Here is a 13,613-nt window from a genome sequence, read left to right as displayed (position 1 = left end):
AGTGGGTTACGTGCGGACGGCGATCCCGTCCAGCACCATCGACAGGTACTGCCGGGCGATCTCCTCCGGGCTGTGCTGTCCGCCGGGCCGGTACCAGGACGCGGCGACCCAGACCGTGTCGCGCACGAAGCGGTAGGTGAGCCGGACGTCGAGGTCGGCGCGGAAGACGCGCTCGGCGACCCCGAGCTCCAGCGTGGACAGCCAGGCCTTCTCGAACTTGCGCTGGGACTCGGCGAGGAAGGTGAACCGGTCCTGCGCGACCAGCTGCTTGCTCTCCTTCTGGTAGATCGCGACGGCGGCGCGGTGCCGGTCGATCTCCCGGAACGACTCGGTGACCAGGGCCTCCAGCGTCTCGCGGGGCCCGAGTCCGGCGGCGAGGACGGTGTCGTAGCCGTCCCAGAGCTCGTCGAGGAAGGTGCGCAGGATCTCTTCGAGCATCGACTCCTTGGAGTCGAAGTGGTAATAGAGGCTGCCCGCGAGCATGCCCGCGTGGTCCGCGATCCTGCGCACGGTGGTGGCGTTGTAGCCCTGCTCGGCGAAGACCTCGGCGGCGGTCTCCAGGAGCTCGCTGCGGCGCGCGTGAGCGGCGGCGGCCGCCGGCTTCTTCGGGGCGGTCACCTGGGGCTTCTTCTTGGTCGGCACGGGTCCATTGTGGTCCTAGGCGTGCTGGCTGCTGACGCTGACGACTTCACCGGTCAGGTAGGAGGAGTAGCCGGAGGCCAGGAAGACGATCGCGTTGGCGACCTCCCACGGTTCCGCGTACCGTCCGAAGGCCTCGCGGGCGGTCAGCTCCGCCAGCAGTTCGGGTGTGGTCACCTTCGCCAGGTGCGGGTGCATGGCGAGGCTCGGCGCCACCGCGTTGACCCGCACGCCGTACTCGGCGGCCTCGACGGCGGCGCACCGGGTCAGCGCCATCACGCCGGCCTTCGCGGCCGCGTAGTGCGCCTGCCCGGCCTGGGCGCGCCAGCCGACGACGGAGGCGTTGTTGACGATCACGCCCCCGCCGGTCTCCTTCATCGACCGCAGGGCCGCCCGGGTGCAGCGAAAGGTGCCGTTCAGTGTCACGTCCAGGACGCGGGACCACTGCTCGTCGGTCATGTCGACCAGGGCCGAAGTGCCGCCCAGACCGGCGTTGTTGACGACGATGTCCAGCCGCCCGTGGTCCCGCACGGCGGTGTCGAACAGGGCCCGCACCTGGGACTCGTCGGTGACGTCACAGGGGACCGCGGTCACGGCACCCGGGTGCTCGCGGCCCAGTTGTGCCTCGTGCTCCTTCAGCCGTCGCGCGTGCGCGTCGCTGATCAGCACGCGCGCGCCCTCCTCCAGGAAGCGGCGGGCGGTCGCCCCGCCGATCCCCGCTCCGGCCGCCGCGGTGATGACGGCGGTGCGCCCCTTCAGCAGTCCGTGCCCGGGCACGTACGCCGGGCTCTCGACGCCTGTCATGGGCCCACGCTAACCTACCAAACACTTGTTAGGGAAGGTCTCAGGGAAGGAGGACCACCGTGGACCTCACCCACGCTCCGGCCGACGAGGAGTTCCGCGCCGAGGCCCGCGCCTGGCTCGACGCGCACGTGCCCGGCACTCCTCTGCCCTCCCTGGAGACCGAGGAGGGCTTCGCGGCGCACCGCGCCTGGGAGGCCGAACTGGCCGCGGACCGCTGGTCGGTGGTGTCCTGGCCCGAGCAGTACGGCGGCCGGGGCGCGGGGCTGATCCGGTGGCTGGTCTTCGAGGAGGAGTACTGGGCGGCGGGTGCGCCGGGCCGGGTGAGCCAGAACGGCATCAGCCTGCTCGCCCCGACCCTCTTCGACCACGGCACCACGGAGCAACGCGCGCGCGTGCTGCCCCGGATGGCATCCGGGGAGGTGGTCTGGGCGCAGGCCTGGTCCGAGCCGGAGGCGGGCTCCGACCTGGCCTCCCTCACCTCCCGGGCCGTGCGCACGGACGGCGGCTGGCTGCTGAGCGGACAGAAGACCTGGTCGTCGCGGGCCGCCTTCGCCGACCGCGCCTTCGGCCTGTTCCGCAGCGATCCGGGTGCCCCGAAGCCCCACCAGGGCCTCACCTACCTCATGTTCGACCTGCGGGCCCCGGGCGTCACGGTCCGCCCGATCGGACGCCTCGACGGGAAGCCCGCGTTCGCCGAGCTGTTCCTGGACGAGGTGTTCGTGCCGGACGAGGACGTGATCGGCGAGCCCGGCCAGGGCTGGCGGATCGCGATGTCGACGACCGGAGACGAACGCGGCCTCACGCTGCGCTCCCCCGGCCGTTTCCTGGCCGCCGCCGACAGGCTCTTCGACCTGTGGCGGGCTCAGGGCAGTCCGGAGCAGGCGCGCGCCCGGGTCGCCGACGCCCTGATCGGCGCCCGCGCCTACCAACTGTTCACCTACGAGGCCGCCTCCCGCTTCCTGGACGGCGAGCCGCTCGGCCCGAAGTCCAGCCTGAACAAGGTGTTCTGGTCCGAGTACGACCTCGCGCTGCACGAGACGGCGCTCGATCTCCTGGGCGAGGAGGGCGAGTTGGCGGACACACCCTGGGCGGAGGGCTATGTCTTCTCCCTCGCCGGACCCATCTACGCGGGCACCAACGAGATTCAGCGCGACATCATCGCCGAGCGCCTGCTCGGCCTGCCGAAGGGACGTCGCTGATGCGGTTCCTGCCCGACGCCGAGCAGCGCGCCTTCGCCGGCTCCCTGCACGCGATGCTGGCCGCCGCGGACACACCGTCGGTCGTCCGTGACTGGAGCCGCGGCGACCGTACGAGCGGCCGCGCGCTGTGGCGCCGTATCGCAGAGGCGGGGGTGTTCGGGCTCGTGGTACCGGAGGCGTACGAAGGGATGGGGCCCCGGCCGGTGGAACTCGCCGTCGCCTTCGTGGAGCTGGGGCGGCACGTCGTGCCCGGCCCGCTGGTCGAGACCGTCGCGGCGGCCGCGCTGCTCACCGAGCCCGGCCCGGCCAAGCGGTTCCTCCCGTCGCTCGCGGCGGGCGAGACCCTGGCGACGGTCGCGGCGGGCGGGTACGCGCTGGACGGGGACGCGGCGACCGCCCGTCTCGCCCTCACCCCCGACGGTCTGCGCCTGTCCCCGGGCGCCGGCCCGGTGCGCCCCTCCCTCGACCCGGCGCGCCGTCTCACCCCGCTCTTGCCCGGCGGCGAACTCCTCACCCCCGACCCGCCCGTGGACCACGCCCTCACCTGGGCGCGCCTCGCCACCGCCGCCCAGGCCCTCGGCGTCGGCCTCGCGCTGCTCGACCGGACCGTCGCGTACGTCCGGCAGCGCACCCAGTTCGGCGTCCCCATCGGCTCGTTCCAGGCCGTGAAGCACCGGCTGGCCGACGCGAGGACCGCCCTCGCGTTCGCGCGCCCCCTGCTCTTCGGCGCCGCGCTGACGATGGACCCGGCCGACGTGGCCGCCGCCAAGCTGAAGGCGTGCGAGGCCGCCTACGCCACCGCCCGCACCGCGTTGCACCTGCACGGCGCGATCGGGTACACGGCCGAGTACGACCTGTCCCTGTGGCTGACCAGGGCCCGCGCGCTGCGCATGGCCTGGGGCGGCCCGGACGAGTGCCGTGAGCGGGTCCTCAGTGGTGGTGGTCGCCGCTGGTGAGCTCCCGGTACTCCTCGCGGGTCGGCTTCGGGACATGGGTCTCGGGCCCGAACAACGCCCGGGCGAGCCGTGCGCGCACGCGCTGGGACACGGTGACCGGCCGCCGCACGCCGCCTGCGTCCTCACGGGGCCCGATCTCGTACGGCGGGTTCTGCTCGTGCTGGGTCAGGACGAACAGCCGGTCCTGCGACAGGGGTTCATGGACCTCGACGTACTCGCCGTGCGGCAGCAGTTTGATGATGCCCGTCTCCCTGCCGTGCAGCACCTTGTCCCGGTCCCGGCGTTGCAGCCCGAGACAGATGCGCTTGGTCAGCGTGAAGGCGACGACCGGCACGACGAAGACGGAGATCCGCACGAACCAGGTGATCGAGTTGATCGACAGATGCAGATGCGTGGCCACGATGTCGTTGCCGCCGCCGATCAGCAGCACCACGTACAGGCTCAGCCAGGCCACGCCCAGCCCGGTGCGCACGGGCACATTGCGCGGCCGGTCCAGGATGTGGTGCTCGCGCCGGTCGCCGGTGACCCACGCCTCGACGAAGGGATAGAGGCCCAGCGCGAGCAGGATCAGCGGGAACAGCGAGAACGGGATGAAGACGCCCAGCTCCAGCGTGTGGCCCCAGACGTCGATCTCCCATCCCGGCATCACCCGGATCAGGCCCTCGGAGAAGCCGAGGTACCAGTCGGGTTGCGCGCCCGTGGTGACGAGGTCCGGCCGGTACGGCCCGAAGGCCCACACCGGGTTGATGCTGGCGATCCCGCCCATCAGCGCGAGCACGCCGAAGGTGAGGAAGAAGAAGCCGCCCGCCTTGGCCATGTAGACCGGCAGGAAGGGCATGCCGACCACGCTCTTCTGGTCCCGTCCGGGCCCGGGGTACTGGGTGTGCTTGTGGAAGAAGACCAGGATCAGATGGGCCACGACCAGGCCCAGCATGATCCCGGGCAGCAGCAGGACATGGATCGGGAAGAGCCGCGAGATGATGTCGTGGCCGGGGAACTCCCCGCCGAACAGGAACATGGACAGATACGTCCCCACGACCGGGACGGACAGGATCGCGCCGTCGGCGAAGCGGATGCCGGTCCCGGAGAGCAGGTCGTCGGGGAGCGAGTAGCCGGTCAGGCCGGTGATGATGCCGAGCATCAGCAGGGTCCAGCCGAACACCCAGTTGAGCTCGCGCGGCTTGCGGAAGGCGCCGGTGAAGAACACCCGCATCATGTGCACGAGCATGCCGGTGACGAAGACCAGCGCCGCCCAGTGGTGGATCTGCCGGATCAGCAGTCCGCCGCGCACATCGAAGCTGATGTGCAGCGTCGACTCGTACGCCTTGGTCATGACGATGCCGTTGAGCGGGCCGTAGGAGCCGTGGTAGACGACCTCTGCGCCGCTCGGCTCGAAGAAGAGCGTGAGGTAGACGCCGGTGAGGATCAGGATGAGGAAGCTGTAGAGACAGACCTCGCCGAGCATGAAGGACCAGTGGTCCGGGAACACCTTGCGCATATTGGCCTTGGCCAGGGCGTAGAGCCCGAGCCGTCCGTCGGCCCAGTCGGCGAGCCGCTCACCCTTGGCGGGCTCGCCCCTGCGGGCAAAAGCCCCTTCGCCGTTCCCCGATCGTGCGCCGTCCATACGTCGTCGCCTCCCCGCCGGATCTCCCTCAGGGTGACACGACGCTGCGGCTGAGCCAACGGGGCCGACACGATCTATGGCCGGCCGACACGATCTATGCCCGTACGATCCCCCGCGCCCGCGCGGCCACCAGCCACTGGGGGAACTCGCCCACGAGACGGTCGTACAGCTCGGCGTCGGACACCTGCCGCGGATCGGAACCCGCGTGGAAGAAGCCCGCGTTGTCCACCACCCGCTTCTGCGGCACGGCCAGCTCGTCCAGCTTCCGCAGGAAGTCGAACTGCTTGCTGTCCGGGTCGCCGAAGCCGACGAACTGCCAGAACAGCGGCAGGGGCGCGGCCTTGCACAGGAACCGTTCGGCGGCGAGCTTGTTGATCGGGCCGCCGTCGGTCTGGAAGATCACCAGGGCGGGGGCGGTGGACCCGCTGTCGAGGTAATGGTCGATGACGGCGTCCATCGCCAGGTGGTAGCTGGTCTTGCCCATGTGCCCGAGCCCGGCCGCGATCCGTGCGATGCGGCCCTCGTGGTCGGCGAGGGCGATGTCGGTGACCGCGTCGATGTCGGTGGAGAAGAACACCACCGGCACCCGGCCGTCGTCGTCGAAGTGCGCGGACAGCCCGAGGACCCGGTCGGCGAGCGCCTGGACGCTGCCGTCCTGGTAGTACGGCTTCATGGAGCCCGAGTAGTCGACCACGAGGTACACGGCGGCCCGCTGTCCGTCCAGCCCGTGCTTCGTGAGGGACACTCCGGCCGTCTTGTACAGGTTGACCAGCGCGGGCGCGGTCTCCTGAACCTTGCTGAGACTGATCGCAACCATGGCCCCCACCCTCCCACACGCACCGGGGTTCGCTATTTTGTTCGCCGCCGACCCCACCGGCTCACCCTGTCCCCAGACCCTTGCGAGGAGCCGGCCGTGGATGCCGAGTCCCCCGAGTCCACCGTCACCACCTGCTACCGCCATCCCAAGGTGGAGTCGTACGTCCGCTGTACCCGTTGCGACCGCTACATCTGCCCCGACTGCATGCGCGAGGCCGCCGTGGGCCACCAGTGCGTGGAGTGCGTGAAGGAGGGCGCGCGGTCGGTGCGGCAGGCGCGTACCGCGTTCGGCGGCCGGATCTCCGCGGTGCCGCTCGTGACGTACGTGCTCATCGGGCTCAACGTCCTCGCCTACCTTGCCGAGCTGGTGCGCCCGTCGGTGGTCGACCGGTTCGACATGCTGGGGACCGTGCCCGTCGGCTACCTTCCCGAGGGCGTCGCCCACGGGGAGTGGTACCGGCTGCTGACCGGGGCGTTTCTCCATCTGCCGCCCACCCAGGGCACGTTCGGCATCCTGCACATCGTGATGAACATGGTGTCGCTGTGGAACCTGGGCCGGGTGGTGGAGACTCTGCTGGGCCGCGCGCGGTTCACGGCGCTGTATCTGCTGTCGGCGCTCGGCGGTTCGGTCCTCGTGCTGCTGATCGCGCCGAAGACGCCCACGCTCGGCGCGTCCGGCGCGATCTTCGGGCTGGGTGCCGCCTACTACGTCATGGCCCGCCGCCTGGACGCCGACATGAACGCGGTCAACCGGTTGATGACGGGTCTGCTGCTGTGGCTGGTGGCCTCCGCGTGGGTGACCTCCTGGCAGGGGCACCTCGGCGGTCTCCTGGCGGGCGGTGTGGTGACGCTGGGATACGCCTACGCGCCCCGGGACCGCCGACGGGCCCTCGTCCAGGCGGGCGTGTGCGTGGCGCTCCTGGCCCTGCTGGTGGTGCTGACGATCACGAAGGTCACGGAGCTGACCGGGGCCGCTGCCTAGGTCAGGGAGTCAGCCGGCCCACTTCTGGCGCAGCACCTCCTCCGCGGGTTTGCCGTGCGGGGTGTACGCCAGGTGTGCCGGGGTCTCTCCGCTGTTCGGCCAGTCGTCCCACATCCACCAGCAGACGCCGGCCCACCAGGTGCGGCCCTCGAAGGAGTCGAGGAGCGCCCGGTAGGCGGCGGCCTGTTCGGCATCCGCCGGGTGTGTGCTGACGGTCCAGGAGTACGGGGCGGTGGTGGCGCCGCGCTGGCTGACGTAGCCGGCCTCGGTGAACAGGATCCGGCGGTGCTGCCGTGCGGAGTACGCGGCGAGCTTCTCCCGGATCGGCGCCCAGGCGCGGTCCAGCAGGGCGGGATCGGTGGTGGGTTTCTCGACGAGGGGCCAGTAGGCGTCGATGCCGATGAGATCGAGGGCCTGCCAGAAGTGGATGTGCTGGTACTCGTCGTAGTTGGCGGCGTAGGTCAACGGGCCGTCGTAGTGGTCGCGGACCGACTTGATCACCTGCGTCCAGGCGGCGGTGTCGCCGGACACCCCGGCGAGTTCGGTGCCGACCGCGAGCTGTTCGGCTCCGGTGTCGGCGGCGATGTCCGCGTAGTGGGTGATGAAGCGGCGGTAGGCGGCGAACCAGGCGGCCCGGTCGCGGGGGCGGATCCCGGCGCGGTCCGCGTCGCCGGGCAGGTCCACGTGCGGCTTGATCATCACCTTGAGGCCGGCCGCATGGGCGCGCTCGACGATCCCGCGCAGGCTCGCGTCGCTCGCCGTCTCCTCGGTGGTGTGCAGGGCGGAGTCGGTGACGCGCTTCTGGTACCAGGTCGGGGTGAAGGTGACCCAGCGTGCCCCGGTGGCCCTGATGCCGCGCAGGTAGCGGGGTGCGGCCGGGCTGTCGTAGTCGGTGCGGTACCACGAGGGCAGTGTGATGCCGCGCATGGTCGAGGTCCCCGGTTCGGGACGGGGGGCGTGCGTGCTGCCGTGGGCGGACCCCTTGCCGCCGCCGGTGGACACGCAGCCGCCGACGGCGAGGAGGACCGCCGCCATGACGGCGACGGTCCTCCTCCTGGGGGCGGGCGCCGTCACAGCGCCGCCGGGCTGACGAAGGTGTAGCCGAGTGCCTTCATGCCGTCGATCGTGTCCTTCAACGGCTGCACCGGGTAGTACGGGTGGTAGAAGAAGCTCGCCACGCCGTCCCGTACGGCCAGGTTGGCCTTCGCCGACGCGATGAGGTCGGCGGGCAGCCGGGCCGGGTGGTTGTTGTACGCCTCCGGTTCGTAGTTGCCGATGTTCTCCGGCAGCACCTTGGTGCCGTACACGTCCTTCACCACGTACGGGAAGAACTGGCCGATGAACCGGTTCGGGTCGGACGGGGCCCCGCTCAGCGTCCCGGCGAAGTAGAGCGAACGCTCCAGCCGCGCCGAGAAGTTGGAGCTGAAGACCTTGTAGTCGGCCGCCGAGCCCGCGTAGTGCGGGGTGGTCCACAGCGCCGGCTTGGGCAGGCCGGCCAGGGCGAACTGGAGGAGCGCGCTGGTGACGCGGGTCTGCGCCCACAGGGCGGAGTCCTCGGCGACCGGGCCGTCGTAGACGACGTTGTCGGCGGCGTCGACGTGCGCCCGGTAGAACTCGAAGTCGTCACCGGTCACGCCGTCGTAGGGGTTGGCGATGTTGCTGTACTGGTGCGTGTAGCCGTGGTCCATCAGGACCGCGCCCCTGGCCAGCATGTACTTCAGCGCGTTGACCACCTGCGGCCGCTGGGCGAGCGTGACGGTCTGCGGGACCCCGTTGTTGTAGGTGCCCTTGGGGTCCGTGTAGACGGGGATCACGTTGATGCCGTACGGGATGTTCTGCGCGTGCAGGTAGTCGGCCATCGCCCGCAGTTCGGCGGGGTCCGAGTCGGGGCTGATGTCCTCCAGGCGCACCATCGCCCGGTGCCGCTCGGCGGTGGCCGGGGCGAGGGCGTCGAAGAGCAGGTCCTCGAAGGCGATGACGCGGTCGCTCTCGGAGACGTAGGCGAACGGGATCTCACCGATGTAGGTGAGGTTGGACGAGCGGACCGCCCAGCCGAAGGTGTGCCCGTTCGAGCTGTCCAGGCCCTCCGCGAGCCGGGTGACGGCCGGATACCCCGTGCCCGTCAGGACGTTGGGGCGCAGCACGCCGCCGTCCTGCCCGGCCGGGATGGTGCGGGACAGTGTCTGGCCGCGGTACGTCACCTGGGTGACGTTGCCGATCGAACCACCGTCCTCGTAGTACGACGTCGTCGGGTCCCAGCCGTACTTCTGCGTGAACTGGGTTACGCCCACCGCGCCCGCCATGTTCCAGATGTTGGCGCCCATCCAGATCACCGGCTTGGTGCTCGACGCCGCGTCGGCGTAGAACGCGGCCGGGACGGCGTCCGGGATGCTGCCGCCGTAGTACGTCGAGCCGATGTAGATCACGGCCGAGTACGAGTCGATCATCCCGGCGGTGTACTGCTGGACCGGCTTGGCCGTCACCGTGCCGAAGTGGCCGGCGAGGTTGGCCGTGGCCATCGCGTACAGCTCGCCCAGCTGCCCGTAGGGGCCCGCCGTGTCGTAGAGGACGAGGGTGGTCGGGTTGGCGTCGGCAGCCGCGTTCGCCGAGGCGGCGGCTGGGGCGAGCAGGGCCGCCTGCCGGGTGACGGCGCTCGCGGTGCGGACCGGGAGGCCGGCCGCGGACGCGAGCGCGGTCGGGGTGGTCTTCGGGTGCGGCCGGGCACGCCGGGTCCGGTCCGCCGTGAGCTGGGTCCTCGCCCAGCCCTTGAGATCGATCCGGCTCAGTCCGGACCTGGCACCGACGGCCTCGACCCTGTGCCGGTGCCCCCCGGCCGCCTGTGCGTTCGTGGCCATGAATGTGCCGCTCAGCAGAGCGGCGACGAGTAGTAGAACGACGGAAATTCGGCTGCGTGCCCGCTTCCAGGGCGGGATCACTGGTCTCACGATCTTCCCCCCACTTTGCCAAATGATTGACAAAGCATTTGGCGACAGGAAGGCACCGATTCTTATGGCGATCGCGAGGCCTGTCAAATGGACTCCGCACCCCTCGAAACGTCTGCTAAGTTCACCTCCGCGCGTTGGGGACGCGCACCGAATATGGGGGGACAATGTACGGACGACCCGCCCTGGGGGCCCTGTTGCCCCTGGCAGGAGCGATGGCCGCACCGGAAGCGATACCCGGCCTTCCTTTGGCCAAAGCACTACAGGCGATAGCCGGGGCCGGATTCCTGTTCTATTGCCTGACGGCGTGCCTGATACTGCTGGCTCGGCTGCGTCTGCGACGCCGGGGACACGGGATGCGGGCCCATACCGGGGGCAGCCGTGATCATTGAGTTGCTCCTGTGGTCAAGCATCACTCTGATCGTGATGGCCGGCTGTTACAACACCAGTCTTTTTCTTCTCTCGCGACGCAGAATTCGCCGTTCTCGAACGGACCGGAGAGAGCGGCTCTACGTATTTCTGCTGGCATGTCTGAACGAGGAGAAAGTTCTTTCAGAAAGCCTGGCGCGCATCACTTCGCTGCCCGCCGGGAATTTCATGGCCCTGGTCATAGACGACGGCTCCGACGACCGCACCAGTGATATCGCGCTGGCCGCGGACCCGGATCTGGTACGGCTGCACCGGCGCACTTTGCCGAACGCACGCCGGGGCAAGGGTGCCGCACTCAACGACGGGGTGCGGCACCTCAGGGAGTCCGGCCTGCTCGCCGGGCACGACCCGGCGGACGTCGTGCTGTGCGTGGTCGACGCGGACGGGCGGCTCGACCCGCACGTCGTGCAGTCCGTCGACCCGTACTTCGACGATCCGGGTACGGGCGCGGTTCAGGTCTGCGTCCGTATGTACAACCGGCAGCTGGGGCTGCTCGCCCGCATGCAGGACATGGAGTTCGTCGTCTACGGCGATGTGTTCCAGAGCGCACGGCGCTTCATCGGCAGCGTGGGCATGGGCGGGAACGGGCAGTTCATGCGGCTGTCGGCGCTCAACATGCTCAACGCCACGGATGGTGACGGCCCGTGGAGCGACAGCCTCACCGAGGACCTCGACCTCGGGGTGCGGCTGATCGCCAAGGGCTGGACCAATATGCACTGCACCACCGCCGCGGTCTCCCAGCAGGCCGTGCTCAGTCTGCGGCGCCTGGTCCGGCAGCGATCCCGCTGGTTCCAGGGCCATCTGCAGTCCGCCGGTCTCGTCCCGCTCATCCTCAGGGACGTGCCGACCCGGCCCGCGCTGGACATGCTCTACCACCTGTCGAGCCCGGTCCTGATCCTGCTGACCTCGCTGCTGCCCGTCTCCTTCCTGGTCGCCCTGGGCGCCACCGTGGTGGCCTCCGTCCAGGTGGGCCACGCCCTCGTGTCGCCCATGTGGCTGCTGGGGCCGTACGCCCTCTCGTTCACGGCCGCCTACACGTACGGCTACGTGTACTTCAAGCGTGAGCGCGAGCTGGGACTGGTGCGCTGTGTGCTGCTCGCCCATGTCTTCGTCTTCTACGGCTACATCTGGTTCTTCGCCGGCTGGTGGGGGTTCTGGCGGATGCTCACCGGCAAGCAGACCTGGCTGAAGACCGCCCGCACCTGAGGACTGCGCACACCGGACGGGCCGGGCCACGCCCGGACTCGCCCCTCTCCCCTCTGCTCACTCCTTCTCTCATCTTCCGTGCCTCGGCACGTCCTTCTCGCATGCCCTAAGGGGGGCCTTCCATGTCCACACCTCCGTCAAGCCTGCCCGTACGCGCCATGCTCGTGCTCGGCACCCGGCCGGAAGCGATCAAACTGGCGCCGGTGGCGCGGGCCATGGCCGGCAGTGAGCTGTTCGAGCCGGTCGTCGTCACCACCGGCCAGCACCGCGAGATGCTCCAGCAGATGCTCGGCCTGCTCTGTGTCGACGTACGGATCGAGCTCGACGTGATGCGCAGCCGGCAGCAGCTGTCCGAGCTGACCGCCCGGCTGGTCGGCGAGCTCGGCGAGGTCATGCGGGAGCAGCGGCCGGACCTGGTCGTGGTGCAGGGGGACACCACGACCGCGCTGGTCGGCGCTCTGGCCGCGTTCTACGAGAAGATCCCGGTCGCCCATGTCGAGGCGGGACTGCGCACCGGGGTCATCGACAACCCCTTCCCGGAGGAGCTCAACCGCAGCCTCATCGGACGCATCGCCCGCTGGCACTTTGCCCCGACACCGCGCGCGGCACGGCAGCTGACCGAGGAGGGCGTCCCCGCGGAGCAGGTGTTCACCACCGGCAACACGGTGATCGACAATCTGCTGTGGGTGCTGGCCGAGGGCACCGGCACCTCCGCGTTCCGCACGGGCGCCCGGCGGGTCCTGGTGACCCTGCACCGCCGGGAGAACCAGGGCGAACGGATGCGCGGGATGAGCCGTGCGCTCACCCGGCTCGCCGGGCGCGGGGACGTGGAGATCGTGCTGCCGCTGCACAAGAGCCCCGCCGTACGGGACGCGCTGCTGCCCGAACTCGACGGCCACACCGGTATCTCGCTCGTCGAACCGCTCGACTACCTGGACTTCGCGGCGACGCTGGCCGAGTGCGACCTGGTGCTCACCGACTCCGGCGGTATCCAGGAGGAGGCCCCGAGTCTGAGCAAGCCCGCGCTGGTGCTGCGTACGACCACCGAACGCCCGGAGGCGGTCGAGGCCGGCGCGGCGAGGCTGATCGGCACGGACCCGGACGCCATCGTGGCCTGGGCCGGGAAGCTGCTGGACGATCCGGCGGAGTACCGGCGGATGGCGAGCGCCGGCAACCCGTTCGGCGACGGACTGGCCGCCTCCCGCGTCCTGGCCCAACTGGCGGAGGACTTCGCCGCCGATGTGCCCGTCGGCCTCACCGCGTCCGGGCCATACTCGACGGCATGACCCCCTCGCCCCTGCGCACCGTCCGCCGGATCCCGCCGATCCCGCGGGTCCCGCCGGGACGCAGGGGCCGCCTCCTCACCACCCTGGCACTGGTGCTCGCGCTGGCCGCGCTGCTGTCGGTCACGGTGAGCCGGTGCCGGGGGGAGGACGAGCCACCGCCCAGGCCCTGGCTCGACGGCACCGTCCACGGCCGCTGGCTCTCGGTGTTCAACGGCCATGGCACCAACGTGGGCGACGACGACTCGCTGTCGCTCTCCCCCGAGGTCGCGGAGGACCCGGGCACGACGCACGCGGGCCTGGTGGTGAGCACCGCCTCCTACACGAACGTGCGGTACGAGGCGCGGATGCGGACGGTGAGGCAGCTGCGCGATCCGGACCCGAACCCCTGGGAAGTGCCGTGGCTGGTCTGGGCGTACACCGATCCGGAGCACTTCTACTACATCACCCTCAAGCCCAACGGCTGGGAGCTGGGCAAGCGGGATCCCGCGTATCCGGGGGGCCAGCGCTTCCTGGCGACGGGGCGTACGACGTACCCGGTGGGCGACTGGTACACGGTGCGCGTGGAGCAGAACGGCGCCGGACTCGTCGTCGAGGCGGACGGAAAACCTCTGGTGACCTTCACCGACCACGAACGCCCGTACAACGAGGGCAAGGTGGGGGCGTACACCGAGGACGCGACGGTGAAGTTCGAGGGGCTGAAGGCGAGTTCGCGCTGAAAAGGCGGCGGCGC

At 70.2% G+C, this 13,613-nt stretch carries 12 protein-coding genes; 6 read left to right on the top strand and 6 right to left on the bottom strand.

Annotated features, from left to right (window positions below; genetic code table 11):
• Positions 1 to 6: 6 nt before the first annotated feature.
• Together ACFY1J_RS08785 and ACFY1J_RS08780 are read right to left on the bottom strand one after the other, a co-directional pair.
• A complete protein-coding gene (locus ACFY1J_RS08785; protein ID WP_390709089.1) occupies positions 7 to 642 on the bottom strand; it encodes a TetR/AcrR family transcriptional regulator in 636 nt (211 codons plus the stop codon).
• Positions 643 to 657: 15 nt separating this feature from the next.
• Complete coding sequence (locus ACFY1J_RS08780) at positions 658 to 1,443, bottom strand: SDR family oxidoreductase (RefSeq protein ID WP_390709090.1); 786 nt, start codon at positions 1,441 to 1,443, stop codon at positions 658 to 660.
• Positions 1,444 to 1,502: 59 nt separating this feature from the next.
• Between ACFY1J_RS08780 and ACFY1J_RS08775 the strand changes: the two genes are divergently transcribed.
• Entirely contained in the window at positions 1,503 to 2,642 is a 1,140-nt protein-coding gene (locus tag ACFY1J_RS08775; protein ID WP_390709091.1) for an acyl-CoA dehydrogenase family protein, read from the top strand.
• Positions 2,642 to 3,598, top strand: a complete 957-nt coding sequence (locus tag ACFY1J_RS08770) for an acyl-CoA dehydrogenase family protein (RefSeq protein WP_390709092.1) — start codon at positions 2,642 to 2,644, stop codon at positions 3,596 to 3,598. Before ACFY1J_RS08775 ends, ACFY1J_RS08770 begins: the two co-directional genes overlap by 1 nt.
• Here the strand turns inward: ACFY1J_RS08770 and ACFY1J_RS08765 are convergent.
• Positions 3,573 to 5,222, bottom strand: coding sequence for a cytochrome bc complex cytochrome b subunit (locus ACFY1J_RS08765; RefSeq protein ID WP_390709093.1), 1,650 nt, complete (start codon positions 5,220 to 5,222; stop codon positions 3,573 to 3,575). The genes ACFY1J_RS08770 and ACFY1J_RS08765 overlap by 26 nt on opposite strands.
• A gap of 94 nt (positions 5,223 to 5,316) precedes the next feature.
• A complete protein-coding gene (locus ACFY1J_RS08760; protein ID WP_390709094.1) occupies positions 5,317 to 6,039 on the bottom strand; it encodes a vWA domain-containing protein in 723 nt (240 codons plus the stop codon).
• Positions 6,040 to 6,135: 96 nt separating this feature from the next.
• On the opposite strand from ACFY1J_RS08760, the gene ACFY1J_RS08755 reads away from it, so the two are divergent.
• Positions 6,136 to 7,020, top strand: a complete 885-nt coding sequence (locus ACFY1J_RS08755) for a rhomboid family intramembrane serine protease (protein ID WP_390730924.1) — start codon at positions 6,136 to 6,138, stop codon at positions 7,018 to 7,020.
• A gap of 9 nt (positions 7,021 to 7,029) precedes the next feature.
• Here ACFY1J_RS08755 and ACFY1J_RS08750 read toward each other — a convergent pair whose 3' ends face one another.
• Together ACFY1J_RS08750 and ACFY1J_RS08745 are read right to left on the bottom strand one after the other, a co-directional pair.
• The gene (locus ACFY1J_RS08750; protein WP_390730923.1) at positions 7,030 to 8,055 is read right to left on the bottom strand and encodes a glycoside hydrolase family 113; all 1,026 of its coding nucleotides are present in this window, start codon (positions 8,053 to 8,055) and stop codon (positions 7,030 to 7,032) included.
• 35 nt (positions 8,056 to 8,090) lie between these two features.
• Complete coding sequence (locus tag ACFY1J_RS08745) at positions 8,091 to 9,875, bottom strand: DUF2334 domain-containing protein (protein WP_390730922.1); 1,785 nt, start codon at positions 9,873 to 9,875, stop codon at positions 8,091 to 8,093.
• A gap of 513 nt (positions 9,876 to 10,388) precedes the next feature.
• Here ACFY1J_RS08745 and ACFY1J_RS08740 point away from each other — a divergent pair.
• The 3 genes from ACFY1J_RS08740 (at position 10,389) to ACFY1J_RS08730 (ending at position 13,599) form a co-directional block, all read left to right on the top strand.
• The gene (locus ACFY1J_RS08740; protein WP_390709098.1) at positions 10,389 to 11,597 is read left to right on the top strand and encodes a glycosyltransferase; all 1,209 of its coding nucleotides are present in this window, start codon (positions 10,389 to 10,391) and stop codon (positions 11,595 to 11,597) included.
• A 122-nt stretch (positions 11,598 to 11,719) separates the two neighbouring features.
• Positions 11,720 to 12,883: a non-hydrolyzing UDP-N-acetylglucosamine 2-epimerase gene (gene wecB, locus ACFY1J_RS08735; protein WP_390730921.1), complete on the top strand. Its 1,164-nt coding sequence runs from the start codon at positions 11,720 to 11,722 to the stop codon at positions 12,881 to 12,883.
• Entirely contained in the window at positions 12,880 to 13,599 is a 720-nt protein-coding gene (locus ACFY1J_RS08730) for a calcium-binding protein (protein ID WP_390709100.1), read from the top strand. Before wecB ends, ACFY1J_RS08730 begins: the two co-directional genes overlap by 4 nt.
• The last annotated feature ends 14 nt before the right edge of the window (positions 13,600 to 13,613 follow it).

Source organism: Streptomyces sp. NPDC001406 (assembly GCF_042895285.1).
Lineage (GTDB): Bacteria > Actinomycetota > Actinomycetes > Streptomycetales > Streptomycetaceae > Streptomyces.
Note: the sequence above shows the minus strand (reverse complement) of the source record. Positions and strands in the feature narration are given on the sequence as shown.